This window comes from Microbacterium sp. SORGH_AS_0888, from assembly GCF_030818905.1.
Classification (GTDB): Bacteria; Actinomycetota; Actinomycetes; order Actinomycetales; family Microbacteriaceae; genus Microbacterium.
In genome coordinates this window covers 870,483-896,835 of record NZ_JAUTAZ010000001.1, presented here as the reverse complement: position 1 = coordinate 896,835, position 26,353 = coordinate 870,483, and the positions used below count along the sequence as shown (strand labels likewise).

Sequence of the window (26,353 nt, the reverse complement as noted above, 5' to 3'; positions counted from 1 at the left end):
GCGGCCATGATCGGCGAGAGAGCGGGCACGGTCACGGGCGTGCGCATCGCGGGTCCGGGCAGCGAGCTGCTGCCCGACGACGGTCCGTTCGACGTGTTCCTCGAGAACGGGCGGATCGCGGACATCGCCCCCGCGGGCGCGGTGCGCCCCCGCGGCCTTGTGCTGGACGGGGCGGGGGCGTGGCTGGTCCCCGGTCTCTGGGACCACCACGTGCACGTCACGCAGTGGGCGCTCGCCAGCCAGCGACACGAGCTCGCCGGCGCCGCCTCGGCCGTCGAGGCCGCACACGAGATGGCCGGCGCGGCGGTGCTCGCCGACGGGCGCCGGGTGGGCACCGGCTACCGCGACGCCCTCTGGCCCGATGCCCCCTCGCTCGACGTGCTCGACGCGGCGACCGGCGACATCCCCACCTACCTCGTCAACGCCGACGTCCACAGCGCGTGGCTCAACAGCGCGGCGCTGCGGCGCGAGGGCATGATCTCGCCGGACGGCGTGCTGCGGGAGGAGCCGGCGTTCGAGATCTCCCGGCGCCTCAACGCGGTCGACCCCGACACCGCCGACACGCTCGTGACGGCGATGGCCCGGCGAGCGGCCGCCCGCGGCGTCGTCGGGGTGGTCGATCTCGACCTCGCGTGGAACCACGAGGCGTGGGAACGCCGGGTCGCGCGCGGTCTCGACCTCCTGCGCGTCTCCTACGGCGTCTATCCGGAGCATCTGGATGCGGCGATCGCGGCGGGGCTGCGCTCGGGAGATCCGCTGGGTGACGGCCTCGTCCGCATGGGGCCGCTCAAGATCATCAGCGACGGCTCGCTCGGCACACGGACGGCGGCGTGCACGCACGCCCACGCGCAGGGCGACACGGGCGTGCTCACCGTCGGTCCCGACGAGCTCGCCGCCCTCCTGACGCGCGCGACGGGCGCGGGGCTCGCGTGCGCCGTGCACGCGATCGGGGACGTCGCGAACTCGTCTGCGCTGGACGCCTTCGCCGTCAGCGGCGCGGTCGGCACGATCGAGCACGCCCAGCTGGTCGCGCACGCCGACCTGGCCCGTTTCGGTCGTCTCGGGGTGGCAGCCAGCGTCCAGCCCGAGCACGCGCTGGACGATCGCGCTCTCGTCGACGCCCTCTGGGCGGCTCAGACCGCTCTGGCCTACCCGCTGCGCTCGCTTCACGCGGCGGGCGCGGATCTCCGTTTCGGCTCCGATGCGCCGGTCGCGCCGCTCGATCCATGGCGGGCGATCGCCGCCGCCGTCTTCCGCTCCCGCGACGGCGACAGCCCGTGGCACGCCGAGGAGACCGTGCCCCTCGAGGTCGCGCTGGCCGCGTCGACCGGAGGAGGTTCGCAGAACCCGTCGACCATCGCGGTCGGCTCGCCCGCCGACGTGGTCCTGGTGGATGCCGATCCGACGACCGCGGACGAGCCGGGACTGCGCGCCATGCCGGTGCGTGCGACGCTGCTCGGCGGTCGCGTGACGCACCTGCTCTGACGCGGGGCAGGCGGAACGACGAAGGCCCCGGCGGAGAACCGGGGCCTTCGTTCGAGGAAGCGTCTCAGGCGGCGAGGTGCGCGAAGAGGAACCAGCGGTCCTTGTCGAGGCCGCGCTTGATCTCGATCGCGACGTCCTGGCTCGAGAGGTCGATCTCGTCGAGCCCGTCGATCGCGGCCTGCACGTCGACGAGGATGGCGTCGATGTCGGCGATGAGGGCGCGGATGGCGACATCCGACTGCGTGAACCCGGCGGGGACCGCCGTGGCCTGCGCCTTCGCGGCGACCGTCTGCACGCGGGCGTCGATCGGGAGGCCCAGGGCAACGATGCGCTCAGCCGCGGTGTCGGCCCAGTCCTGCGCGTGCGAGACCACGGTGTCGAACAGCTCGTGCACGCCGATGAAGTTCGCGCCGCGCACGTGCCAGTGCGCCTGCTTGCCGTTGACGACGAGAGCCTCGAGACCGAGCACGACCGGCGAGAGGAACTGGGCCGTGCCCGCCGCCGTCGTGGGGTCGACCGCCGCCGCCTGAACCTGCTGGGTGTCTGTCATGATCATGCCTCCGTCTCGACAGAAAACTTCTGTATGACCACAACGCTAGTGATCCGTGCGCATTCCGCAAGCAAGTTGAGGCTGGGCTTATCAGCCGCCTCGGGCGGGATCAGCGCCGCAGCGTCTCAGCGGGAGACTCGCCGAAACGCAGCTTGTACTCGCCGGCGAAGCGTCCGAGATGTCCGAAGCCGCACGCCTCGGCGATGGCGGTCACGGTCGTCCGCGACGGATCCGAGCCGCGGAGCCGTTCGTGGGCACGACGGAAGCGCATCTCACGCAGCAGCACCGACGGGGTCGACCCGGACGCCCGGTGCACGTGCTCCTGCAGGGTCCGCAACGGCATCCCCAGCATGCGGGCGATCTCGAGGGGCGTGAGATCCTCGATCGGCGACTGCTCGGCGGCGGCGACGAAGCGACGGTAGGTCTGGTCGCTGCTGTGGGAGGTCGCGGGGGCCTGCCAGCTCTCCAGCGAGCGGGCGACCGAGCTGTCGACCGCGAGCAGCAGCCGGCTCACCATGAGCTCGGCGGCCAGCTTGCGCGACAGCTCGCCGTTGGGTGCGTTCGGCGCATCGAGGACGTCGTGGAGCTCGAGGACGGAACGGAGGAAGGCCTGCCCGGCGGGTGTGCCCAGCTCGAGTCCCGGTGCGAGTCGCAGGCGTGAGGGATCCTCGATGCTCCACATCACGGAGGCGACCCGCAGCAGTTCCTCGCGGTCGACGTAGACGATGAGGTGGGGGGTGTCGTCCTTCCACTCCATCACGAAGTCGCGGTCGATCGGGGGCACCGTGGCCCGCTGCGGCGACGACTCGACGACCGTGCCCCCCACGCGCATGCGAGCGCGACCGCGCAGCGGGATCTGCACCAGATGGAACTCGCCGAGGCCGACGGGGGAGATGCGCACCCCCTCGCCGTAGTTGAGCAGCTCCAGCCCGACGGGACCGGCGTGCGCCGAGCGCAGGGTCAGCTGCACGCCCTGCTCCAGGGGCACGAGCGTATGCGCGCAGAACAGGTTCGCGATGAGGTCGTTCGCCTCGTCGACGTCGCCCGCGCGGACGCCCTGACGGGTCGCGAGCACATCGGAAGGGCGTGGCAGGCGGGCCGGAGGCGACAGAGTCACGTGTGGCCTCCCGGAGCGGTTCGGTCACGGCGAGGGGGCGAACACCTGCCCCCACGTTACTGCGGTGTTTCGAGGGCGAAAGCGTGTCGTTTCCGCGACGGTTTTCGGATGGATGCTGCGTTGGATGGATAGTACCCGTCTTCGCGCAGTCGCTTGACTGCCTCCACACACGTCGCGCAGGGACCATCCGGCGCGAGGGACAGGAGGTCAAGATGAGCGGACTGGACGGACGGGTCGCGATCGTCACCGGAGGGGCGACGAAGATCGGTCGCGGCGTCGTGGACGCCCTCCGCGCAGAGGGTGCCACGGTCGTCGTGGCCGACATCGACGAGCAGGGGCTCGCCGCTCTGCCCGCGGACGTCGACGCGCGGCGGATCGACATCACGGACGACGTGCAGCTGGAGCGGCTCGTCTCGGACACGGTGTCGCGCCACGGCGGCATCGACATCGTCGTGAACCTCGCCGCGACCTATCTCGACAACGGCGCCGACACGTCGCGGGCCGACTGGCTGACGGCGCTGGACGTGAACCTCGTCAGCGCCGTGCGCGTCGTCGCCGTGGCCCGCCCCCACCTCGCGTCGTCCGCCCACGCTGCCGTGATCAACTTCACCTCCATCTCGGCCAAGGTCGCGCAGACCGGCCGGTGGGTGTATCCCACGAGCAAGGCGGCGATCGTCGAGCTCACCCGCGCGATGGCGTTGGACCTGCAGCCGGACGGCATCCGGGTGAACTCGGTGAGCCCCGGATGGACGTGGTCGAACATCATGGACGGTCTCAGCGGCGGGGACCTCGCGAAGACCGACCGGGTCGCCGCGCCCTTCCACATCCTCGGCCGGGTCGGACGCCCCGACGAGGTCGGGAACGTCGTGGCGTTCCTCGCGAGCGACCTGGCCAGCGGCGTCACGGGCGCCGACTGGGCCGTCGACGGCGGCTATTCCGCCCTCGGCCCGGAGCAGAAAGACCCCACCATCCCTCTCCTCGCGGCCGAGTGACCGCATCCACAACGAAAGGCATCGCAATGTCCCGTCGTATCACCATCGTCGGCGCCGGCCAGTCCGGCCTCCAACTGGGTCTGGGCCTGCTCGCACAGGGCTTCGAGGTGCGCCTGATCTCCAACCGCACCCCCGACGACATCCGTTCCGGTCGCGTGGCCTCCAGCCAGTGCATGTTCCACACGCCGCTGCAGTACGAGGCCGCCGTCGGCGCCGACCTGTGGCCCGACGCGCCGCCCGTCGAGGGGGTCGGACTCGCGGTGCCGAACCCGGAGGCGCCGGGCGAGAAGCTCTTGGGATGGACCGGGAGGCTCGACGCGCCCGCGCAGTCCGTGGACCAGCGGCTCAAGTTCCCGGCATTGATCGAGCTCTTCGAGAAGCGCGGCGGCGAGCTCGTCTTCGAGGACGCCGGCATCGACGACCTGGAGCGCTACACCTCGGAGGACGAGCTCGTGCTGGTCGCCGCAGGCAAGGGCGAGATCGCGCGGCTGTTCGAGCGGGACGCCGCGCGCTCGACGTTCGACGCGCCGCAGCGGGCGCTCGCGCTCACCTACGTGCACGGCCTGACGCCGGATGCGGACCTGCCCAAGGTCGCGTTCAACCTCATCCCCGGCGTCGGCGAGTACTTCGTCTTCCCCGCGCTCACGCTGTCCGGACCCTGCCACATCATGGTGTTCGAGGGCATTCCGGGCGGCCCCATGGACCGCTTCGCCGGCGCCGGCGGCGCGGCGGAGCACTTCGAGATATCCAAGGACATCCTCAAGACCTTCCTGCCGTGGGAGCACGCCCGCGCTGCGGACGCCTCGCTCACCGACGAGCTGGGCGTGCTCCAGGGGCGTTTCGCGCCGACTGTCCGGAAGCCCCTCGTGACGCTGCCCTCCGGGCGGACCGTCCTCGGAATGGCGGATGTCGTCGTCCTCAACGACCCGATCACCGGTCAGGGATCCAACAACGCCTCGCGCTGCGCCCAGAGCTATCTCTCCTCGATCGTGGAGCAGGGCGACGGCGAGTACGACGACGCGTGGAAGGAACAGGTCTTCGAGCGCTACTGGACGGTCGCGGAGCCCGTGGTCACCTGGACCAACGCGTTCCTCGTGCCGCCGCCGCCCCACCTGCTGAACGTCCTCGGCGCCGCCTCTCAGTTCCCGCCGATCGCCGACCGCTTCGCCAACGGCTTCGACGACCCGTCGGACTTCGGCAGCTGGTTCCTGGACCCGGAGGGGTCCGAGCGCTACATCGCCGGCGTCGCCGCGGGCGCGGGGGTCTGACATGCCGGGCGGACGCAGGATCGCGATCATCGGCGCCGGCGAGGCCGGAGCCCAGCTCGCGCTGGGGCTGCACGACGAGGGCTACGCGGTCACCCTGATCTCCGAGCGCTCCGCCGAGCAGATCCGCACCGGCAACATCCTCTCCAGCCAGTGCATGTTCGGCTCCGCGCTCGCCGCCCAGGAGGACGTCGCCGCGTGCGCGGACGGCGCGGCGGGCGTGGAGATATCCGGCATCCGGTTCGCGGTCCCGGGGCTCGTCGAGCCCTGGGCCGCGTCCCTGGACCGGCCCGCGCTCTCGATCGACCAGCGGGTCAAGTGCGCGGAGTGGATCGAGCGGTTCGTGCGCGACGGGGGCGACTTCCGCATCGAGCACGCCGGCGTCCCGCTGCTGGAGTCCCTCGCCGCCGGCTACGACCTCGTCGTCGTCGCCACCGGAAAGGGCGAGCTCTCGCAGCTGTTCGCGACGGACCACGGCCGCAGCCCCTTCGACCGCCCGCAGCGCGTGAGCGCCGTCACCTACGTCACGGCCGCCGACGAGGACGCCGAGCCCCATCGGATCCGGCTGTCCGTGCTCCCGGGCGTCGGAGAGTTCTTCACCTTCCCGGGCCTGACCGTCTCGGGGCCCTGCCGGATGATGGTCTTCGAGGGCGTTCCCGGCGGCCCCTTCGACCGATGGGACGACGTCTCCACCCCGGCCGAGCATCTCACCCGGTCGATGGAGCTGCTGGCCGACCACCTCCCCGACGAGGCCGAGCGGTTCGTCGGCGCACGGCTCACGGACGAGGGCGCGACCCTGCGCGGACGGGTCACCCCGACCGTCAGGGTCCCGGTGGGAACCCTCGCCAGCGGGCGCTCGGTCTTCGCCCTGGGCGATGCCGCGGTGCTCAACGACCCGCTGACGGGGCAGGGGTCCAACAACGCGTCGATCGCGGCGCACCACTACCTCGACGCGATCGTGCGCCGGGGCGACAAGCCGTTCGACGCGGAGTGGATGCGGCGGACGTTCGAGGACTACTGGCGCGGATGGGGCCAATGGTCGACCGCCTGGACCAACGGGATGCTGCAGGGGCTGCGCCCCGCGCAGCTGCGTCTCATCGAGGCGGCCGAATCCGTGCCCACCCTCGCCCAGGCCATCGTGGCCGGCTTCGACGACCCGCGCACCCTCTTCCCGTGGTGGAGCGACGAGACGGCGGCCGCCGAGTTCCTGGCCGCGCGCGAGTCCGAGAGGGACGCCCGGTTCGACCTGCGCGACTTCCGCAACGCTCTCGGGCAGTTCGCGACGGGGGTGACGGTCATCACGACGCGGGCCGCCGACGGGCACCTGGTCGGAATGACCGCGAACTCGTTCGCGTCCGTCTCGATGGATCCCCCGCTCGTGCTCTGGTGTCCCGGCAAGCACGTGGCGAGCCTGTCGGACTTCACCGATGCGACGCACTTCGCGATCAACGTCCTCGCCAGCTCGCAGCACCACCTGTCCCGCCAGTTCGCGCTGCCGGGAACGGACAAGTTCGCCGGGGTGCCGATCCGGGAGGGACGCGCCGGCGTGCCGGTGCTCGAGGGAGCCCTCGCGACGTTCGAGTGCCGCACGGTGGCCCGTCACGACGCCGGCGATCACGTGATCTACGTCGGCGAGGTCGAACGGTACGAATACCACCCCGACGACCCGCTCGTCTTCCACGGCGGCGCCTACCACGACACGGCACGCCACCGGTCGGTGACCTCATGAGCGCGACCGACCGGATCGTCGTGATCGGCGGCGGGATCAACGGCATGGTCGCCGCCGCCGAGCTCGCGCGTGCCGGGCGCCACGTGACGATCGTCGAGTCGAACGCGCGACTGGGAGGGTTCATCGACTCCGGCGAGCGGACGCTCCCCGGATACGTGCACGACACCTTCTCGTCGTGGCATCCGCTCTTCGTGTCGGGCCCCGCCTACGCCGAGCTCGGCGCCGAGCTCCACCGCCACGGGCTGGAGTACGCCAACACCGAGGGTGCGCTGACGGCCACGGCGTTCACGAGACGGGGCGAACATCGTGCGGTCATCGCCTACCGCGATGCGGAGCGGACCGCCGCGGCGCTGCCGAGCGAGGCGGATGCGGCGGCCTACCTCGCGATGCTCGGCGAGCTCGGTCCGCGCGGGCCCGTCGTCTTCGGCGCGCTCGGCGCCGACCTCGGGCGCCGCAGGGCCCTGGCCGCTCTCGGCTGGAAGGCCTGGCGGAGCCTGGGTGCCTCGGGGATCTCCGAGCTCGCGAAGGACGCGCTCGCGAGCGGCAGGAGCTTCGCGGCACGACGGTTCGCGGGGCCCGAGGTCGACGCGCTCTGGGTGCCGTGGCTGCTGCACGCCGGGCTCGGGCCCGATCACGCCTCCGGCGGCGTCATGCTGCCGGTGTTCGCGGGCACGATGCATCAGGCCGGCCTTCCGATCGTGGTCGGTGGCGCGGCGCGCTTCGTCGACGCCTTCACCTCGCTGCTCACCGACCTCGGCGTCGACATCCGCACCGGCCACACCGCCCGGGAGATCGTGGTCGAATCCGGCAGGGTGCGCGCGGTACGGACCTCGGAGGGCACGATCGCCGCGGACCGGGTCGTCGCCGGCGTCGCACCGCGGGCCCTCTACGAGACCCTGCTGAAGGGCGTCGCCTCCGCCCGGGCCGGGCGCGACAAGGCAGCGGGCTACCTGCCCGGTCGAGGTGCGATGCAGATCCACCTCGCGCTCGACCGGCCCGTGCCGTGGCGCGATGCACGCTTGTCCGAGGTGCCGCTGGTCCACCTGGCCGAAGGATCCGACTCGACCGGCGTCGCGGTCGCGCAGGCCTCGGCCGGCGTCATCCCGCAGCGTCCGACCGTCGTGGTCGGCCAGCAGAGCGTGCTCGACCCCGGCCGTGCCCCCGCGGGCGGCGCGACTCTCTGGCTGCAGCTGCAGGAGGTGCCCACGCATCCCGTGGCGGATGCGGCCGAGCGGCTGCCGGCATCCCGCGGCTGGACCGACGCCGCACTGCGCGAGGGGTTCCTCGATCGCGTGCTCGGCCGTCTCGAGGAGTACGCGCCGGGGGTGACCGCCAGCGTCCTCGGACGGGACATCATCTCGCCGGCCGACCTCGAGGCCTACAACGCCAACGCGATCGACGGCGACCCCTACTCCGGGGCCGCCACCCTCGATCAGAACCTCCTGTGGCGGCCGTTCGCCGGCGGCGCCGGCCACCGGACGGGCGTCCGCGGCGTGTGGCACATCGGCGCCGCCACGCACCCGGGCCCCGGGCTCGGCGCCGGCAGCGGCCACCTCGTCGCCCAACGCCTCCTCGCCTCCCGCCGATGACCGTTCGTCCCCACACCCCCGAAGGAGCTCCCATGACCCTCACCGCCACCGTGCTCGCCGCGCTCGCCGCAGGTCGTCTGCGCATCGTCGACCTCACCAACACGCTCTCGCCGGACACGCCCACGCTCCGGCTCCCCGCGCCGTTCGCGAACCTCATCGACTTCTCCGCCGAGGTCGTCGCGGAGTTCGACGACCTCGGACCCCTGTGGAAGCACCAGAACCTGCACGTGGGCGAGCACATCGGCACGCACCTGGACGCACCCGTGCACTGGATCTCGGGTCGCCACGGCAAGGACGTCTCGCAGATCGAGCCCGAGCGCCTCGTGGGCCCGGCCGTCGTGATCGACGTGCGGGAGCACGTCGCCGCGGACCCCGACTTCCTCTTGCAGATCTCCCACGTGCAGGACTGGGAGACCGAGCACGGCCCCCTCCCGGAGAACTCCTGGCTGCTGCTGCGCACCGGCTGGGAGCAGTACTCCGACTCGCAGGAGGCGTTCCTGAACGCCGACGAGTCCGGCTCCCACACGCCGGGGATCGCGGTGGAGACCGCGCTGTGGCTGGCGACCGAGCGCCCGATCTCCGGATACGGCGTCGAGACGGTCGGCATCGACGCCGGACGCGGCGCCGAGCTCGACCCGCCGTTCCCGGCCCACTACCACCTGCTCGGCCACGACAAGTACGGGCTCACCTCGCTGCAGAACCTCGGCGAGCTCCCACCGACGGGCGCGGTGATCATCGTCGCGCCGCTGCCGATCGTGGGCGGGACGGCGAGCCCCAGCCGCGTGTTCGCCCTCGTGGAGGCGTGACGATGGACACGGCCGAGACGACCCTCTCCGCCCGCGAGGCGGCCGTCCCCGTCACGACCGTCGCGGAGCTCGTCGCGGACACCCTCGTGCGACTGGGCGTCGGACACTGCTTCGGCGTCGTCGGCAGCGGGAACTTCGCGGTCACCAACGCGCTGCGTGCGCGGGGCGTCCCGTTCACGGCGGCGCGTCACGAGGGCGGGGCGGCGACCATGGCCGACGCCTACGCGCGGATGTCGGGCGACATCGCGCTGGTGAGCGTGCACCAGGGGTGCGGGCTCACGAACGCGATCACCGGGATCGGCGAGGCGGCCAAGAGCCGCTCGGGGGTGATCGTGCTCACGGCGGAGACAGCAGGGGCATCGGTGCTCTCGAACTTCACGATCGACCAGCCGGCGCTGGCTCGCAGCGTCGGCGCGGCCGCCGAGCGCGTGCACAGCGCAGCGAGCGCGGTCGCCGACGTCGTGCGGGCCTACACCGCCGCACGGGCCGGGCGACGCACAGTCGTGCTCAACCTGCCGCTCGACGTGCAGGCGGCCGCTGCTCCCGCGGTGCCGCCCGCGGTCGGTCCGGTCGCCGCGCGCGCCACCCGACCCGCCGCATCCGAGGTCGCCGCCGTCGCCGACCTGATCGCCGCCGCGCGCCGTCCGGTGATCGTCGCAGGGCGCGGCGCGCGTGCGGCGGGCCCGGAGCTGCGGGAGCTGGGGGAGGCGGCCGGCGCGCTCCTGGCGACCTCGGCGGTCGCCAACGGGCTCTTCGCCGGCGATCCGTTCGCGCTCGGCATATCCGGGGGCTTCTCCTCGCCCCTCGCCGCGGAGCTCATCTCCGACGCCGACCTCCTCATCGGCGTGGGCTGTGCCCTGAACATGTGGACGATGCGCCACGGGAGCCTCGTCGGCACCGGCGCCCGCGTCGTCCAGATCGACGACGACCCGCTCGCCCTCGGCGCGCACCGGCCGGTCGCGCTCGGGGTGCTCGGCGACGCCGCGCTCACGGCGCGGGACCTCGCCGACGCCCTCCGTGCACGCGGCGGATCGGCGGCCCGATACCGCACGCCGGAGGTCGCCGCCCGGATCTCCGCCTCCGCCCGCTGGAACCAGACGCCGACCCCGGATCTGTCCGGCGACGGCCGGATCGACCCCCGTGTGCTCAGTGCCCGGCTCGACGAGCTGCTCCCGATCGAGCGCATCGTCTCGATCGACTCCGGCAACTTCATGGGCTATCCCAGCCAGTACCTGCGGGTGCCCGACGAGTTCGGCTTCTGCTTCACGCAGGCGTTCCAGTCGATCGGGCTGGGCCTGCCGACGGCGATCGGCGCGGCGCTCGCCCAGCCCGGGCGGCTTCCTGTGCTCGGCACGGGGGACGGCGGCTTCTTCATGGCGATCGCTGAGCTCGAGACGGCCGTGCGACTCGCGCTGCCGCTCGTCGTGGTCGTCTACAACGACGCCGCCTACGGCGCCGAGGTGCACCACTTCGCCGACGCCGACCCGGATGTCGACGTGGACACCGTGGTCTTCCCCGACACCGACATCGCGGCCATCGCCCGCGGCTACGGAGCCACCGGGCTCACCGTGCGCGCGGTCGCCGACCTCGACGCCGTCTCCGTCTGGCTCGACTCCGAGCCCGCCGCGCCTCTCGTCATCGACGCGAAGATCGCGTCCGACGGCGGCGCCTGGTGGCTGCACGAGGCGTTCCGCGGCCACTGACCACTCCCTTACCCCACCCCGAGAGGACCCTGCCATGACCCCTACCTCCGACGGGCGCAGCCCGTTCTGGAATCCGAAGACCGAGACCCTGCCCCGTGAGCAGCTGGCTGCCCTGCAGCTGGCGAAGCTGCGTCGCACGGTCGAGTGGGCCGAATCCCGGAGCCCGCTCTATCGGCGCAAGTACCGCGCGGCCGGGTTCTCGTCCGAGCAGCTGAAGAGCCTCGACGACTACGAGCGCATCCCCTTCCTCACGCGCGACGAGTGGATGGCCAACCAGGCCGAGTTCCCGCCCTACGGCGACATCCCCGTCGTCGGCGCCCCCGGGGCCATCCGCCTCCACACGACCTCCGGAACATCCGGACGCACGCCGCTGCGCGCCCTCGACTCGCGCAAGGACTGGTTCTGGTCGGCCGAGATGTGGTGCTATGCGCTGTGGGGTGCGGGAGTGCGACCCGATGACGTCGGCTACGTCGCCTTCGGCTACGGCTCCTTCATCGGGTTCTGGGGGCTGCACAACGGACTGGAGAAGATCGGCGCGCTGACGATCCCCGGCGGCGCGCAGACGACGACCCAGCGGGTGCGGCAGATCATCGACTTCGAGGCGACGGTCGTGGCGACCACTCCCACCTATGCGTTCCGGATGGCGCAGGAGGCGCGTGAGCTCGGCATCGACCTGCCCGCGTCTCCCGTGCGGACGATCATCCTCTCGGGGGAGCCGGCGGGCATGATCCCCGAGACGAAGGCGCTCATCGAGGCCGAGTGGGGCGCGAAAGCCTACGACACCGCCGGGATGACCGAGATCTCGACGATCTTCATGTTCGAGCCGGCCGACCAGCCCGGCGGCTGCCACATCATCGAGGACCACATCCTCGAGAAGGTGTTCGACCCCGACACGCTGCGCGAGCTGCCCTACGGCGAACGCGGCGAGCGGGTCACGACCTCCTTCGGTCGCGGGATCATCCCCCTCATCAAGTACCGGACGGGGGATGCCGTCGTGAAGGTGCCGTACACGGCGGGCGGCAGCGGCCGCACCTGGGACCTGTACGAGGGTGGGATCCTCGGCCGCGTCGACGACATGAAGCTCGTCCGCGGCACGAACGTGTATCCGCGCGCGGTGGAGGCGATCGTCCGGGGCTACCCCGTCGAGGAGTTCCAGATCCGCATCGAGAAGGTCGAGCTGCGCGACGAGATCTTCCTCGCGGTCGAGCCGCCCGCATCCGTCGCGGACGCCGAGTGGCCCCAGATCGCGAAGCGGCTGCAGGACGACCTCGCCGACGCGCACGAGGGGCTGCGCTTCATCATCGAGCGCGCGGCCGTCGGCACGCTTCCCCGATTCGAGCTGAAGGCCAAGCGCCTGCAGGACCTTCGCTGACCCCGAAAGGACGACGACCATGACCACTGATCTCCTCGGCACCCCGCTGACCCCGGCGGAGACCGATCTGCTCGCCGCGTACGACACCGTGAAGGCCCTCGTCGCTCGCGACGATCTGCCTCCCGCGGCGATCTCCAACGCCCGGGTCGCGCTGGCCGCCCTCGGCATCGCCGTCGCCGATCTCGCGATCGAGTTCGAGCACCTCATCGACGCCGGCGTCTGACGCGATGCTTCCCCCGACGAGCGCCCGACCGCTAGGTTTCGAGGCGGGCCTCGTGCTTCGCTCCGCTTCGGTCGCCGTGCCGAGCCCCTACCCAGGAGGTATCCCCATGAATCCCGACGACATCGTGCTCGGTCCGCTGGACCCGGGCATCACGAGGCTCGACGAGGCCTTCGCCGAGCACACCTTCAACGTCCTCGGTCACCGGTACGTCTCCAAGATCGAGACGGCCTCGACGTTCGCGTGGCTCTCGAACGACCCGGTCGGCACGGGGGTCCCGCCCCACGTGCACCCCACGCAGGACGAGTTCATCCATGTGCTGTCCGGCGAGTACACGCTCTACCTCGACGGCGACTGGCACACGGCACGCGCGGGCGACACGGTCCGGATGCCGCGGGGCATCGCCCATGCCTATTACAACCGTGCACAGGAGCCGGCGACATCGATGTTCTGGGTGAGCCCGGGCGGCAAGCTCGCGAACCTCTTCCGCCTGCTGCACGACCTCGAGGACGCCGAGGAGGTCGTACGCCTCTCCGCGCTCAACGACGTCGACTTCCTGCCGCCGGGCGCGGTGCCCGGCGCGTGAGCGACGTCGCGGCCGCGCCGGAGCGGCTCCTGCGCTATGGCGGGCATGACGACCAGTGGGTCCGACTGCGCTGCGCGCCCGCCGATCGCGTCTGCGTGTGCCTCCTCCATGGCGGGTACTGGCGTCCGCGCCACACGGCGGACCTCATGACACCGCTCGTACACGCTGCGGCGCGGACCTTCGGGGCGGCGACCGTCGCGAACATCGAGTACCGCCGCGAGCACGGTGCCGAGGCGATGCGCGCGGACGTCATCGCGGCGCTCGGGGCGATCCGGGACGAGCTCGGCGCGGCCCGGATGGTGGTGGTCGGACACTCCGCCGGCGGGCACCTCGCCCTGCTCACGGCGGCGCACGCGGACGCGGTCGTGGCCCTTGCGCCCGTCACCGACCTCGTCAGCGGGTACGCCGACGGAATCGGAGAGGGGGCGGTCGCCGAGCTCATGGGCGCCGCTCCCGACGAGCGCCCCGCGGCGTACCGCGCGCTGACGCCGAGCCCGTCGTCGGTCCCGACCCTCGTGGTGCACGGCGCCGACGACGAGCGGGTCCCGGTATCGCAGTCCCAGGGCTTCGTCCGCTCCGCACGGACGGTCGGGGCGCCCGTCGACTACCTCGAGCCCGCTCGGCTGGCACACATGGTCCTCATCGACCCCGCCGCAGGCCACTGGCCGCTCGTGCGGGAATGGACCCGCCGCGCACTCACCCCGTGATGACGCGGTCCGCGTAGCGCTGCGCCCTCTCCGCGAATCGCCACTTGAGCTCGTGGAACAGCATGGCGCTCTCGCGGCCCGGCCAGTTCCCGGGCAGCAGCTCATAGGGCAGCCCCGGGTCGAGGAAGGACAGCGGCCGCCACGCGTCCACGCCCGTCACGAACCGCCGGAACGCCTCTTCCTCGTCCGGCTCGTCGGCGAGAAGCGGGCGCACGGTCTCGGCGAAGGCGCGATGGGCATGAGCGATCGCCGCCAGGTCCCACCAGCGCGCCACCGCATCCGCGAGCGATCCCTCCACGATCGGCCGCGGAGTCGTGAACAGCACGGCCTGGGACTGCACGTCCAGCTCGGCCAGCACCCCGCGCACCTCGTCGCGCAGGAAGTCCGGACCGATCCACAGCGCCGACGCGACAGGGCCGAAGCCGATCTGCGCCAGTCGCCGCCGGAGCTGCGATCGCAGCGCGCGCCGGGACTCCGGAAGGCTGAACGAGACCACGCACCAGGGGTCGTCGAGCCGCATGGTGCGTGGCTGCAGGATGCGGCGATCCCCCTCGTCCAGCAGCCGCACGGCCCCCTCGGAAAGACGGTACCCGGCGACGCGTCCGCGTCGTTCCGGCACGAGGATGCCCTTCTGCTTCAGCCGCGTGAGCGCCGTGCGGGCGAGCGGCCCGGCGACCCCGGCCGCCTCGGCCAGCTGCACGATGGCGAGGGAGGACAGCCAGCCGCCGGCTCCCGCGCTGATAGAGACCGATCAGCGTCATCACGCGAGAGCGGGCGCTGCCGGTGCGGGGGAGGAGGTCGGTGCCCGCGTCGGCGGGCTCGACGTCGTTGCGCGCATCCATGCGTCGAGCGTACGGCGGCCGGCCCCGCGGCGTTCGCGACGGGGCCGGCGCCTCGTCAGCCGGCGACGAGCGGTTCGGCATCCACGGCCCGGCGCGCCCCGTCGATCCAGCGCGTGTGCACGGGAACGGGCTCGGGCGCGCGACGGGTGAGCAGCTCGAGCCGAGGGCGCACCGCGTCCGTGCGCGCCGTGGGCGGCTTGCGGGATCCGGCGCGGAACGGCAACGGCCAGTCGGCTCCCGGACCGCGGTACCCGAGGTCGGCGGCGGCGTGCAGCGTCCACTGCGGATCCCAGAGGTGCGTGCGCCCGAGCGCCACCAGGTCGGCGCGTCCGGCCAGCAGCAGCGAGTTCACGTCGTCCGCGGAGGAGATCGCGCCGACCGCGATCACGGTCGCACCGCTGCCGGCGAGCCGATTGCGGATGGCGTCGGCGAACGGCGTCTGGTAGCTGCGTCCGAACGCGGGCTTCTCGTGCCGCACCACCTGGCCGCTCGAGACGTCGATGCCGTCGGCGCCGTGGGCCACGAACGCGGCCGCGATCTCGACCGCGTCGGCCACGGTGTTGCCGCCGGGCGCCCAGTCGCTCGCCGAGAGGCGCACGACGATCGGGCGCTCGGCCGGCCAGGCGGCGCGCACGGCGTCGAAGACGGCGAGCGGGAAGCGCAGGCGGTTCTCGAGCGATCCGCCGTACTCGTCCGTGCGCGTGTTGGCGAGCGGGCTGAGGAACGAGGACAGCAGATAGCCGTGCGCGGCGTGGAGCTCGAGCAGATCGAAGCCCGCCTCGGCCGCCCGGCGCGTCGCGTCGACGTAGTCGTCGACGATGGCCTCGAGCTCGGCGGGCGTGAGCGCGCGCGGAACGGCGCTGCCCTCGCCGTAGGGGATCGCGGAGGGGCCGACGGGCTGCCAGCCGCCCTCCGTGAGCGGGTCGTCGATGCCCTCCCACATCAGCTTCGTCGAGCCCTTGCGACCGGAGTGACCGAGCTGCGCGCCGATGCGCGCCGTCGAGTGCGTGTGCACGAAGTCGACGATGCGCGCCCAGGCGTCGCGCTGCTCATCGGTGTACAGCCCGCCGCAGCCCAGGGTGATGCGTCCGGTCGCGCTCGGCGCGATCATCTCGGTCATCACGAGTCCGGCGCCTCCGAGCGCCTTGCTGCCGAGGTGCGCGAGGTGGAAGTCGCCCGCGACCCCGTCGACGGCCATGTACTGGTCCATGGGGGACACGACGATGCGGTTCTTGAGCTCGAGCGCCCCGATCCGGTGCGGCTGGAACAGTGCCGGGGTGTCGGCATCCGATCCGATTCGCTCCGCGAAGCTCGCCTGGACCCGCCGGGCGAAGTCGGCGTCGCGCAGTGCGAGGCCGTCGAAGGTGATGCGGCGCGAGCGGGTGAGCAGGTTGAACGTGAACTGCAGGGCGTCCTGCGCGGTGTACTGTCCGATGTTCTCGAACCACTCCAGCGATGCCTGGGCCGCTCGCTGGGTGGACAGGACGACCGGGCGGCGCTCGCTCTCGTAGGCCGCGAGGGCCGAGGCGACGTCGGGCTGCTCGGCGATGGTGGCGGCGAGCGCCAGGGCGTCCTCCATGGCGAGCTTGGTCCCCGAGCCGATGGAGAAATGCGCCGTGTGCGCCGCGTCGCCGACGAGCACCACGTTCTGGTGCGACCAGCGCTCGTTGCGGACGGTCGTGAAGTTGATCCACTTCGAGTTGTTGGCCAGCAGCTGCGCGTCGCCGAGCTCGTCCGCGAACAGCTCGCGGATGCGGTCGATCGAGCGGGTGTCGCTCACGCCCGGCGGGAGGGACTCGGTCAGGCTGGCGTCGAAGCCCGCCGCGACCCACACGTCCTCGTGCATCTCGACGATGAAGGTCGAGCGGTCCGCGGAGAAGGGATAGCCGTGCACCTGCATGACGCCGTAGGGCGTGTTCTTCACGATGAACGTGAACGCCTCGAGGGGCTTGTCGAGCGCGAGCCAGATGTACTTGGAGGCCCGAACGTCCAGCGACGGGCGGAAACGCTCGGCGTAGAACGAGCGCACCCGCGAGTTGAGACCGTCGCCGGCGACCACGAGGTCGTACTGGTGGGAGAGCTCGTCGACCGGGGGAGCTTCGGTACGGAAGCGGATCTCGACGCCGAGCTCGGCGCAGCGCTCCTGGAGCAGCAGCAGCAGCTCGCGGCGGCTCATCGCGGCGAAGCCCTGGCCGCCGACCGTGTGCGCCACCCCGTCGAAGGTCACGTCGATGTCGCTCCAGCGCGCGAACCGGCTCTGCATCTGCTCGAAGATCCGGCGGTCCGCGTTCTCGATGCCGCCCAGGGTCTCGTCGCTGAAGACGACACCGAACCCGAAGGTGTCGTCGGCGGCGTTGCGCTCCCAGACGACGATCTCGTGGGCGGGGTCGAGCTGCTTGCTGAGCGCGGCGAAGTAGAGTCCCGCGGGGCCTCCGCCGATGATGGCGATCTTCATGACACGTCCTGCCTTTCAGGTCGGGTGGTGCACGGTTGGTCTCGATCGGGGAGGCGGACCATCCCCTCCTGGGCGACGGTGGCGACGAGGGCGCCCTCGCCGGTGAAGAAGCGACCGAGGTTCAGCGCGCGACCGCTCTGCACGCCGGCGCTCTGCTGGGCGTAGAGCAGCCAGTCGTCGGCGCGGGCGTCGGCGTGGAACCAGATCGCGTGGTCCAGGCTCGCGGTCTGGAGACCGGGCGTGCGCCAGGTCGCCCCGAGGGCGCGCAGCGAGGGCTCGAGGATGCTGTAGTCGCACACGTACGCGATGGCGAGCCGATGGAGGACCGGATCGTCGGGCAGCCGTGAGAAGGCACGGAGCCAGACGTTCTGCGCGTCGGAGGAGTCGCGCGTGTGCGTGCCGTACAGATCGCCCTCGACGTGGCGATGATCGAAGCTGCGGCCGTGACCCCAGTAGCGTGCGGCGTCGTCGTCGTGAGCGGCGACGGCCTGCGCGGTGGTGGGGAGACGGTCGGGTGAGCCGCCGGCGTGGGCCGCGGGAGCGTGCCGAGGACCGTGCTCGGGCACCTGGAAGGAGACGGTGCTCGCGAAGACGAGCCTGTCGCGTTGGATGCCGCGGACGTAGCGCGTCGAGTAGCCCCGCCCGTCGCGGGTCAGCTCGACCTCGTACCGGACGGGTTCGAGCACCTCGACCGGTCGGAGGAACGTGGAGTGCGCGGAGTGCGCGACCCGGTCGGCGCCCACGGTCCGCCAGGCGGCGGCGAGGGACTGGGCGACGGCGTCGCCGCCGTAGGCCTTGGGCCACGGCACGTACTGCGGCGTCGCCTCGAACGCGCGGTCGAAGAGCGTCGGCGTCGTCTCGGCGAGGGCGATCGCGCGGAGGAAGGTCTCGGCATCCGGCGCGTCGGGGAGGTCTGCGCTCATGCCGAGACCGTCCCGTCCTCGGTGATGCGGAACGGGTTGCGCAGCTCCCCGATGCCCGCGATGCGCGTCGTGAGCACCTCGCCGTCGCTCAGGTACCGGCGCGGCGTGCGTCCGAGGCCGACCCCGCTGGGTGTGCCGGTGAGGACGAGGTCGCCGGGGGAGAGCCGCAGGAACCGGGAGATGTAGGCCACGAGCTCCGCGGCGCCGAAGAGCAGCTGATCGACCGTGCTCGACTGCACGACCTCCGCGTCGATCAGCGTCTCGATGCGCGCGCCGTCGGCGGGGTCGAACTCGTCGGCGGTGACGACGACGGGGCCGAGTGGGGTCGTGGCATCCCACACCTTGCCCTGCATCCACTGCAGCGTGCGCGACTGCCAGTCGCGCATGGACACGTCGTTGGCGATCGTGTAGCCGAGGATCGCGGCCCGTGCGTCGGCGACGGTGGCACGGGTCACGTCCGCGCCCACGACGACCGCGAGCTCCGCCTCCCAGTCGACGGCGGACGAGCCCGAGACGGCGATCTCGGCGCCCGGATCGGTGAGCGTGTCGGCGAACTTCGCGAAGAGCGTCGGATGCCTGGGCGTCTCGCGCCCGGTCTCGGCGATGTGGTCGCGGTAGTTGAGCCCGCAGCACACGATCTTCCGCGGGGAGAGCAGGGGACGAAGGAGCGTGACGTCGGCCGCCGCGGCGCGCTCCCCGGTGCGCCGAGCCGCGGCCGCCTGCGCGCTCAGGTCGCCGGCCGCGATCGCGGCGTCCAGGGTGGGTGCGGACAGCAGCCTCCAGTCGTCGCCGTCCGCCGCGGCGGCGCGCGTGCCGCCGTCGGGCAGGCGTACGGTTGCGAGTCTCATGGTCACTTCCGATCACGGTCGAGGTGGCATGACTATTACATATTGCTAGCGATCGCGTCAATACAGTCATAGAATGAGAGTGCCGCCAGAGGGCGGCCGTCCGGAAGGGAACAGCATGTCGCGTCGTATCGTCAATCCGCCCGAACTCGTGCCCCCCATTGGATTCGCGCACGCCGTGGTCGCCGGCGGCACCGTGTACCTGGGGGGTCAGACCGCACTCGACGCCGAGGGGCGCGTCGTCGCGGGCGGGATCGTCGAGCAGTTCACCCGGGCGCTGGAGAATGTCCTGATCTCGCTCCGCGCCGCCGGCGGCGAGCCGTCGGACCTGGTCAACGTCACGATCTTCCTCACGGACGTCGACGACTACCTCGCCCACGGCAAGGCCATCGGGCGCGTCTGGCGGGAGCTGGCGGGCATCGAGTATCCCGCCATGGCGGGCATCGGCATCACCCGGCTGTGGCAGCCCGAGGCGCTCGTCGAGATCCAGGCGATCGCCCACATCGATCGCTGACCTGGTGGACGCCGAAGGGGGAGCCGGGCGCGGCCCGGCTCCCCCTTCAGCGTGTCGCTAGTCGCGGATGTCGAGTTGGATGTCGGCGACGTCCTGATCGCTGAGGTTGACCACGATGTTGTCGGGGGTGCGGGTGGTCAGCCAGATGAGCTCTTTGGTGGCTCCGGCGTTTCCCTCGATGTGGGGCACGAAGGGCGGCACGTAGACGAAGTCGCCCTCCTCGAGATAGAGGACCTCCTGGTAGCGATCGCCGAAGCGGATGAACCCGCGGCCCTGCAGGACGTATCCGCCGGTCTCGGCCTCGCCATGGTGGTGCGGGTCGGAGACCTCTCCCACGCCGGTGTGGACGCGGCCGTACCAGAGGCCTTCGACCTCGGTCGTCTCGACGGAGACGCCGGAATAGCGTCGTGCCTTCGCGGTCTGGCCGGGGGCGAGGGGGAGCTCTGCGGCTCGCTGCACCGTGAGCCGCTTGAGAGCGGGAGCATCGCTCATGTGATTCCTTTCGTGTGGTGTCGTCTGTATTGCAACAGTATTGCGAAAGTACAAAAAACGAAATAGAAACCGACGATCGGACTGCTCGGTCCTCTGCCGAGAGGAGGCCCCGGGAGCGCGGGTCGAGGGGTTCAGCGGCCGGCCCCTCGTCGGCACTCTGTGGGAGACGCCCCGCTGTCGCGGGGGGATCGCGGCTAGAGTCGTGTCATGACCGTGTCTGAGGACGCATCGGTGCTGCGGATCGGGGAGCTCGCGCCGAGGCTGGATCCGACATCCTTCCTTGCCGCCGGTGCACGCCTCATCGGCGACGTCGTGCTCGGGCCGCAGGCGAGCGTCTGGTACAACGCCGTCCTCCGCGCCGAGGCTGCAACGATCACGATCGGCGCCCGCAGCAACCTGCAGGACGGCGTCGCGGTGCACGTCGACGCGGGCAGGCCCGTGACGATCGGTGAGGACGTCTCGGTCGGCCACAACGCCGTCGTGCACGGCTGCACGATCGGCGACGGCTCGCTCATCGGCATGGGAAGCGTCGTCCTCAACGGTGCCGTCATCGGCTCCGGGTGCCTCGTCGCCGGGGGAGCGGTCGTGCTGGAGGGCACGGTCGTGCCGGACGGGATGCTGGTCGCCGGTGTTCCGGCGAAGGTGCGACGCGAGCTGACCGACGAGGAGCGCCAGGGGCTGATCCGCAATGCGCAGGCGTATCTCGGGCACACCGAGACGCATCGGGGTGTGAGCGACGAACACGGGGGAGGAACGTCATGAGCGTTGACGCACAGGATCCGTCCGCCGGACCGTCTCGGCCGGGAAGCATCAGCTCCCGTTCCTACGGCGCCGCCCGGACGACCTCCAACGACGCCGCGGTGACCAACGCGCGCGACGCGGCGACCCGCGCCCGCCAGGCCAAGTACCTCGCCAAGCAGGACGAGATCAAGGAGCTCGCGAAGGCGATCGAGTCGCTGGCCAAGGCGATCGAGGCCATCGCCCGCTCGGCGGACTGATCGCCCGGATCAGGACATCTCGCCGAAGCAAGCCGTCCCCGACAGCGAACGTCCTGATCCTGCACGATGTCCTGTTGCGGCGCGCTGAGACGCGCCGGCGTGAGGCGGCCTCCCGCCGCGCTGTCGCGGCGGGAGGGACATGGAGGGGATGACGGGAATCGAACCCGCGTAATCAGTTTGGAAGACTGAGGCTCTACCATTGAGCTACATCCCCGAAGCGGCGCGAGCCGCAGCATCCGACAGTCTATACGGATGCCGCAGGCACCTCCGGACACCCGCCTCGGCGGGGCGTGGGGTTCGGCTAGACTTCGAGGCGCCGTTGTGGGCGCACCTTCGCGTGCGGGCTGCGCGGGGCGTAGCTCAGCTTGGTAGAGCGCCCGCTTTGGGAGCGGGAGGCCGCAGGTTCAAATCCTGTCGCCCCGACCACGGCACCGCGTCTCTGCCGACCATGGCGACGCACCCGGCTTTGTAGGCTGTCGTGATGTCCACGCGTGCGGCCCGCTCCTCGATCGTGGGCCGTGTCGTGCGCCATCCGCTCAGCTGGGCCGCGGTCTGCGCGACCGGGGCGGCGATCCTCGCGCCGGGTCTCGGCCTCGACCTCCCCGTGTACCTGCTCATCCTCGCCAGCGGCTTCCTCTGCGGCTACTGGTTCGTCGGCCTCACGCTACGCGACGCGCGGCCGCGCCGGGGTCTGCTCGTCCACGTGATCGTCGCGGTCCTGCTCGTGCCGCTGTTCGTGCTCCTGGTCGAGGTGATGCCAGGTCTCCTTCCGCGCGGGGCGCCGCGGACGGCGTTGGCGTTCGTGTCGATGGGAGTCGTGCCCGCTGCCGGCTGGATCTGGCTCGGGCTGATCTCTCGCGTCACGGGATGGGTGAGATCCCGGGAGAGGCGCGTCGTGCAGGCGACAGCCGAGTGGGAGCACGAAGCAGGTGTCGCGATCGTCCACGTCGGCGCGGTGCGGCTGTCGATGCGCGCGCTGGCTCTCGGGATCGCCGTGGCGATCGCTCTCGGCGGCTCGATGGCCGTGGTCGTGCTGATCGCGGTCGACGACATCGTGACGCGGTGGTTCAGCCCGCAGCTCGCTGTCGTGCTGTTCGGCGGGGCGATCGCCCTGCCGGTGTACGGCGTCCTCGCCGCTCTCGTGCGCCGCCGAACCTCGCCCTGCACGATCGCCTTCGATCGCGGCGTGCTGCGGATCACGGTCGGGGGCGAACGGCGCGAGCTCGCGTTCCGCGACATCCGCCTGCTGCGCTGGCGCCAGACGAGCGAGTACGCCCGTCTCGAGGTCCGTGTCGCCTCCCGCTCGGAGACTCTTCTGATCGGGATGGCGCGTCAGGCGCCCGGCGTCGCCGCGGCGCTGCCGCCCCTCCCACGTCGTGTCGAGGCGGAGCTCGTGCGCAGCGGACTGCAGGCGAGCAGAACCCGGCGCGGCGTCGACGAGTATCGGCGCCCGAGCGCGCACGGACGGACGGGCACGGACGCCGACGCGCCCGAAGCCGCGGAACGCCGCTGACCCCTCGGGGAGACACGCGGGCACGATCCGTTAGACTTCCTGGGCTGGACGTCGTCGTTTCTGCCTGCTCCCGCAACGGATCGGTAGGCGTTCGGGACGAACCGACCGTGTCGGCACCGGCGCCCGATCGCACGGGCGCGGCCACTCCGACATCACGACCCCACCCACAGATTCTCCGCGCGCGACCGCGTGCGGTCCGTCACGAGGAGAGAACACCACATGGTGAACAGCACCGTCGAGCAGCTGAGCCCGACCCGCGTCAAGCTGCACATCACGGTCACACCCGAGGACCTCAAGCCCTCGATCGCGCACGCGTACGAGCACATCGCGCAGGACGTGCAGATCCCCGGCTTCCGCAAGGGCAAGGTGCCCGCGCCCATCATCGACCAGCGCATCGGCCGCGGCGCCGTGCTGGAGCACGCCGTCAACGAGGGCCTCGACGGCTTCTACCGTCAGGCCGTCGCCGACAACGAGGTGCGGGTGATCGGCCGTCCCGAGGCGGAGATCGTCGAGCTGCCCGAGGTCAAGGACTTCTCCGGCGACCTCAAGGTCGACGTCGAGGTCGACGTGCGGCCCGAGTTCGAGCTGCCCGCCTACGAGGGCCTGACCATCACGGTCGACGCCGTCGAGGCCGACGAGGCCGCCATCGACGCCGAGCTCGACCGCCTGCGCGGCCGCTTCGGCACGCTCATCACGGTGGACCGTCCCGCCAAGGCCGGCGACTTCGTCGAGCTCGACCTCGTCGCCACCATCGGGGGCACGGAGATCGACCGCGCCGAGGGCGTCTCCTACGAGGTCGGATCGGGCGAGCTCCTCGAGGGCATCGACGAGGCCATCGACTCCCTCACCGCCGGCGAGGACACCACCTTCCGCTCGACCCTCGTCGGCGGAGACCACGCCGGCGAGGAGGCCGAGGTCGCCGTCACGGTCAAGGCCGTCAAGGAGCGCGAGCTCCCGGAGGCCGACGACGACTTCGCGCAGATCGCGAGCGAGTTCGACACGATCGCCGAGCTGCGCGCCTCCCTCGCCGAGCGCGTCGCCCAGCAGTCGACCTTCTCGCAGGGCGCCGCCGCGCGCGACAAGCTCGTCGAGCAGCTCATCGAGCAGTCCGACATCCCCGTCCCCGCCAAGCTCGTCGAGGACGAGGTCCACTCGCACCTCGAAGGCGAGGGCCGTCTGGAGGACGACGAGCACCGCGCCGAGGTCACCGAGGCGAGCGAGAAGCAGTTCCGCACTCAGATGATCCTCGACAAGCTCGCCGAGCAGACGAACGTCCAGGTCTCGCAGGACGAGCTGACGCAGTACCTCATCCAGTCGGCTGCCCAGTACGGCATGGCCCCGCAGGAGTTCGTCGAGGCGCTGCAGCAGGGCAACCAGCTGCCGGCGCTCGTGGGCGAGGTCGCACGCAACAAGGCGCTCGCGATCGCGCTCGGTCGGGTCAACGTCGTCGACTCGAACGGGAACCCCGTCGACCTGACCGGCTTCGTCGCCGTCGCCGACGAGGCCGCTGCCGAGGAGGACGTCGTCGAGGAGGCGGAGGAGATCGCGGATGCCGCGGCCGACGCCGAGGAGGAGAAGCCCGCCAAGAAGGCGCCCGCCCGCAAGACCGCCGCGAAGAAGGCCGACGCCGCCGAGGGCGAGGAGCAGGCCCCGAAGAAGCCCGCTCGCCGCACCGCCAAGAAGGCCGACGCGGAGTAAGACGACCAGAGCGCTCTGCGAGGGATGTCGCGAGACACCGGTCCTGCCGGGTCTCGCGACATCCCTCTTTCGTGAGCAGCCGGAGGAGACGATGAGCAACTGGCAGACGCGCGTGGACGCCGTGTGGGAGGACGCGACGCTCGATGACGAGGCGCGCCTCGCCGCGATCGCCGCCCTCGCGGCCGAGCGGCCCGACGATCCGGTGGCCCTGTTCGAGCTGGCGGGCGCCTACGACTCCGCCGGGCAGGAGGCCGACGCCGAGCCCCGCTATCGTCGAGCGTTGGCCGTGGGCCTCGACGAACAGCGGCGGGTGCAGGCGGTCATCCAGCTCGCGAGCACGTTGCGCAATCTCGGGCGGCTCGACGAGGCCCTCGGGATGCTGCGGGCCGAGGCCGAGCGCACGCACGACGGAGGCATGGACGATGCCGTCGCCGCCTTCCTCGCCCTCGCCCTCGCCTCCGTCGGCCGGGAGCGTGAGGGGCTCGCGGTGGCGCTGGCCGCCCTCGCGCCGCACCTGCCGAGGTATACGCGCTCGGTCGCCGGATATGCCGCGGAACTCGTGGATGCCCCGAGCGGTATGCCGACGGCGAACACGGGCGAGGGGCCGGAATCGCGCCGGTAGATTCGATGCCACGACCACCGAAACGGGAGTGAACATGGCTGAACCCCTTGTCGCGACGAGTGTCTTCGACAGGCTGCTGAAGGATCGCATCATCTGGCTCGGATCCGAGGTGCGCGACGAGAACGCCAACGAGATCTGCGCGAAGATCCTGCTGCTGGCCGCCGAGGACTCGCAGAAGGACATCTACCTCTACATCAACTCGCCCGGCGGCTCGATCACGGCCGGCATGGCGATCTACGACACCATGCAGTTCGTCCCGAACGACATCGTCACGGTCGGCATCGGCATGGCGGCCTCGATGGGCCAGCTGCTGCTGACGGCGGGCACGAAGGGCAAGCGCTACATCACGCCCAACGCCCGCGTGCTGCTCCACCAGCCGCACGGCGGCTTCGGCGGAACCGCGAGCGACATCCAGACGCAGGCGCAGCTCATCGTCTCGATGAAGAACCGGCTGGCCGAGATCACGGCCGCGCAGACGGGCAAGTCGGTCGAGCAGATCAACGCCGACGGCGACCGCGACCGCTGGTTCACGGCCGACGAGGCGCTCGAGTACGGCTTCGTCGACCACATCCGGGAGTCCGCGACCGACGTCATCGGCGGCGGCGGGACCGGAAACTAGGCGTACAGGCATCGGAAGAGAGAGAACCCTGATGAACACCCCCACCGCAGGAATCCCGCAGGGCCTGCAGATGCCGTCCAGCCGCTACGTCCTGCCCCAGTTCGAGGAGCGCACGGCGTACGGCTACAAGCGCCAGGACCCGTACAACAAGCTGTTCGAGGACCGCGTGATCTTCCTCGGAGTGCAGGTCGACGACGCCTCCGCCGACGACGTCATGGCGCAGCTGCTCGTGCTCGAGTCCCAGGACCCCGACCGCGACATCATCATGTACATCAACTCGCCCGGCGGCTCGTTCACGGCGATGACCGCGATCTACGACACGATGCAGTACGTCTCGCCGCAGATCCAGACCGTCGTGCTCGGTCAGGCCGCGTCGGCCGCGTCCGTGCTGCTGGCGGCGGGCGCCCCCGGCAAGCGACTCGCCCTGCCGAACGCCCGCATCCTCATGCACCAGCCCGCCATGGGCGAGTCCGGCCACGGCCAGGCCTCCGACATCGAGATCCAGGCGGCCGAGATCCTCCGGATGCGCACCTGGCTGGAGGAGACCATGGCCCGTCACACCGGAAAGCCGGTGGAGCAGATCAACAAGGACATCGACCGCGACAAGATCCTCTCGGCGGCCGAGGCGCTCGAGTACGGCATCGTCGACCAGGTGCTGACCACGCGCAAGCGCACCCCCGCCGCCCTCACCTCCTGAGAGCAGCGGGATGA

Annotated in this window: 26 protein-coding genes and 2 tRNA genes; 20 read left to right on the top strand and 8 right to left on the bottom strand. The window is 71.4% G+C overall.

Features of this window, described 5'->3' with window-relative positions; genetic code table 11:
• The first annotated feature begins 6 nt into the window (after window positions 1-6).
• Window positions 7-1,485, top strand: coding sequence for an amidohydrolase (locus QE381_RS04390; RefSeq protein WP_307215823.1), 1,479 nt, complete (start codon window positions 7-9; stop codon window positions 1,483-1,485).
• 64 nt (window positions 1,486-1,549) lie between these two features.
• Here the strand turns inward: QE381_RS04390 and QE381_RS04385 are convergent, their stop codons facing one another.
• Together QE381_RS04385 and QE381_RS04380 are read right to left on the bottom strand one after the other, a co-directional pair.
• Window positions 1,550-2,035, bottom strand: a complete 486-nt coding sequence (locus QE381_RS04385) for a Dps family protein (protein ID WP_307215821.1) — start codon at window positions 2,033-2,035, stop codon at window positions 1,550-1,552.
• A 109-nt stretch (window positions 2,036-2,144) separates the two neighbouring features.
• Complete coding sequence (locus QE381_RS04380) at window positions 2,145-3,110, bottom strand: AraC family transcriptional regulator (protein ID WP_307215820.1); 966 nt, start codon at window positions 3,108-3,110, stop codon at window positions 2,145-2,147.
• 254 nt (window positions 3,111-3,364) lie between these two features.
• Between QE381_RS04380 and QE381_RS04375 the strand changes: the two genes are divergently transcribed.
• From QE381_RS04375 to QE381_RS04330, 10 genes are all read left to right on the top strand, one after another.
• On the top strand, window positions 3,365-4,144 hold the full coding sequence (locus QE381_RS04375) for an SDR family oxidoreductase (RefSeq protein WP_307215818.1): 780 nt from the start codon (window positions 3,365-3,367) through the stop codon (window positions 4,142-4,144).
• A gap of 26 nt (window positions 4,145-4,170) precedes the next feature.
• The gene (locus tag QE381_RS04370) at window positions 4,171-5,412 is read left to right on the top strand and encodes a styrene monooxygenase/indole monooxygenase family protein (RefSeq protein WP_307215816.1); all 1,242 of its coding nucleotides are present in this window, start codon (window positions 4,171-4,173) and stop codon (window positions 5,410-5,412) included.
• 1 nt (window position 5,413) lies between these two features.
• Complete coding sequence (locus QE381_RS04365) at window positions 5,414-7,138, top strand: flavin reductase (protein ID WP_307215815.1); 1,725 nt, start codon at window positions 5,414-5,416, stop codon at window positions 7,136-7,138.
• Window positions 7,135-8,727 carry an NAD(P)/FAD-dependent oxidoreductase gene (locus QE381_RS04360; RefSeq protein WP_307215813.1) on the top strand — a complete coding sequence of 531 codons (1,593 nt, stop codon included), beginning with the start codon at window positions 7,135-7,137 and terminating at the stop codon, window positions 8,725-8,727. Before QE381_RS04365 ends, QE381_RS04360 begins: the two co-directional genes overlap by 4 nt.
• A 32-nt stretch (window positions 8,728-8,759) precedes the next feature.
• Entirely contained in the window at window positions 8,760-9,533 is a 774-nt protein-coding gene (locus QE381_RS04355; RefSeq protein WP_307215811.1) for a cyclase family protein, read from the top strand.
• Between the two features lie 2 nt (window positions 9,534-9,535).
• Entirely contained in the window at window positions 9,536-11,236 is a 1,701-nt protein-coding gene (locus tag QE381_RS04350; RefSeq protein ID WP_307215809.1) for a thiamine pyrophosphate-binding protein, read from the top strand.
• A gap of 34 nt (window positions 11,237-11,270) precedes the next feature.
• On the top strand, window positions 11,271-12,608 hold the full coding sequence (locus QE381_RS04345) for a phenylacetate--CoA ligase family protein (RefSeq protein ID WP_307215808.1): 1,338 nt from the start codon (window positions 11,271-11,273) through the stop codon (window positions 12,606-12,608).
• Between the two features lie 19 nt (window positions 12,609-12,627).
• Window positions 12,628-12,831 (top strand): hypothetical protein, encoded by a 204-nt coding sequence (locus QE381_RS04340; RefSeq protein WP_307215806.1) that lies wholly within the window; start codon window positions 12,628-12,630, stop codon window positions 12,829-12,831.
• A 106-nt stretch (window positions 12,832-12,937) separates the two neighbouring features.
• A complete protein-coding gene (locus QE381_RS04335) occupies window positions 12,938-13,414 on the top strand; it encodes a cupin domain-containing protein (RefSeq protein WP_307215804.1) in 477 nt (158 codons plus the stop codon).
• Entirely contained in the window at window positions 13,411-14,121 is a 711-nt protein-coding gene (locus QE381_RS04330) for a S9 family peptidase (RefSeq protein ID WP_307215803.1), read from the top strand. The genes QE381_RS04335 and QE381_RS04330 overlap by 4 nt, the downstream gene beginning before the upstream one ends.
• On the opposite strand, the gene QE381_RS04325 is transcribed toward QE381_RS04330, so the two are convergent.
• From QE381_RS04325 to QE381_RS04310, 4 genes are all read right to left on the bottom strand, one after another.
• Window positions 14,111-14,839: a PaaX family transcriptional regulator C-terminal domain-containing protein gene (locus QE381_RS04325; protein ID WP_307220399.1), complete on the bottom strand. Its 729-nt coding sequence runs from the start codon at window positions 14,837-14,839 to the stop codon at window positions 14,111-14,113. The two genes, QE381_RS04330 and QE381_RS04325, sit on opposite strands and share 11 nt — an antisense overlap.
• A gap of 179 nt (window positions 14,840-15,018) precedes the next feature.
• A complete protein-coding gene (locus QE381_RS04320; protein WP_307215800.1) occupies window positions 15,019-17,418 on the bottom strand; it encodes a bifunctional salicylyl-CoA 5-hydroxylase/oxidoreductase in 2,400 nt (799 codons plus the stop codon).
• Window positions 17,415-18,341: an acyl-CoA thioesterase II gene (locus QE381_RS04315; protein WP_307215799.1), complete on the bottom strand. Its 927-nt coding sequence runs from the start codon at window positions 18,339-18,341 to the stop codon at window positions 17,415-17,417. The genes QE381_RS04320 and QE381_RS04315 overlap by 4 nt, the downstream gene beginning before the upstream one ends.
• Window positions 18,338-19,189, bottom strand: coding sequence for a fumarylacetoacetate hydrolase family protein (locus tag QE381_RS04310; protein WP_307215797.1), 852 nt, complete (start codon window positions 19,187-19,189; stop codon window positions 18,338-18,340). Before QE381_RS04310 ends, QE381_RS04315 begins: the two co-directional genes overlap by 4 nt.
• Window positions 19,190-19,304: 115 nt before the next feature.
• Here QE381_RS04310 and QE381_RS04305 point away from each other — a divergent pair, with 115 nt between their 5' ends.
• Entirely contained in the window at window positions 19,305-19,700 is a 396-nt protein-coding gene (locus QE381_RS04305; protein ID WP_307215796.1) for a RidA family protein, read from the top strand.
• Window positions 19,701-19,757: 57 nt separating this feature from the next.
• On the opposite strand, the gene QE381_RS04300 is transcribed toward QE381_RS04305, so the two are convergent.
• Window positions 19,758-20,192, bottom strand: coding sequence for a cupin domain-containing protein (locus tag QE381_RS04300; RefSeq protein WP_307215794.1), 435 nt, complete (start codon window positions 20,190-20,192; stop codon window positions 19,758-19,760).
• Window positions 20,193-20,399: 207 nt separating this feature from the next.
• On the opposite strand from QE381_RS04300, the gene QE381_RS04295 reads away from it, so the two are divergent.
• Entirely contained in the window at window positions 20,400-20,954 is a 555-nt protein-coding gene (locus tag QE381_RS04295) for a gamma carbonic anhydrase family protein (RefSeq protein ID WP_307215792.1), read from the top strand.
• Window positions 20,951-21,190 carry a hypothetical protein gene (locus tag QE381_RS04290; RefSeq protein WP_307215790.1) on the top strand — a complete coding sequence of 80 codons (240 nt, stop codon included), beginning with the start codon at window positions 20,951-20,953 and terminating at the stop codon, window positions 21,188-21,190. Before QE381_RS04295 ends, QE381_RS04290 begins: the two co-directional genes overlap by 4 nt.
• A 140-nt stretch (window positions 21,191-21,330) precedes the next feature.
• Here QE381_RS04290 and QE381_RS04285 read toward each other — a convergent pair.
• Window positions 21,331-21,404: transfer RNA gene (locus QE381_RS04285), tRNA-Gly, on the bottom strand.
• Window positions 21,405-21,539: 135 nt separating this feature from the next.
• On the opposite strand from QE381_RS04285, the gene QE381_RS04280 reads away from it, so the two are divergent.
• From QE381_RS04280 to QE381_RS04255, 6 genes are all read left to right on the top strand, one after another.
• A tRNA-Pro gene (locus QE381_RS04280) sits at window positions 21,540-21,616 on the top strand.
• 55 nt (window positions 21,617-21,671) lie between these two features.
• The gene (locus tag QE381_RS04275) at window positions 21,672-22,703 is read left to right on the top strand and encodes a hypothetical protein (protein WP_307215788.1); all 1,032 of its coding nucleotides are present in this window, start codon (window positions 21,672-21,674) and stop codon (window positions 22,701-22,703) included.
• Window positions 22,704-22,922: 219 nt separating this feature from the next.
• The gene (gene tig / locus QE381_RS04270; RefSeq protein WP_307215786.1) at window positions 22,923-24,401 is read left to right on the top strand and encodes a trigger factor; all 1,479 of its coding nucleotides are present in this window, start codon (window positions 22,923-22,925) and stop codon (window positions 24,399-24,401) included.
• Between the two features lie 91 nt (window positions 24,402-24,492).
• Window positions 24,493-25,023, top strand: coding sequence for a tetratricopeptide repeat protein (locus QE381_RS04265; protein WP_307215784.1), 531 nt, complete (start codon window positions 24,493-24,495; stop codon window positions 25,021-25,023).
• Window positions 25,024-25,057: 34 nt separating this feature from the next.
• Window positions 25,058-25,642: an ATP-dependent Clp protease proteolytic subunit gene (locus QE381_RS04260; protein ID WP_307215782.1), complete on the top strand. Its 585-nt coding sequence runs from the start codon at window positions 25,058-25,060 to the stop codon at window positions 25,640-25,642.
• A 31-nt stretch (window positions 25,643-25,673) separates the two neighbouring features.
• Complete coding sequence (locus tag QE381_RS04255) at window positions 25,674-26,339, top strand: ATP-dependent Clp protease proteolytic subunit (RefSeq protein ID WP_307215781.1); 666 nt, start codon at window positions 25,674-25,676, stop codon at window positions 26,337-26,339.
• The last annotated feature ends 14 nt before the right edge of the window (window positions 26,340-26,353 follow it).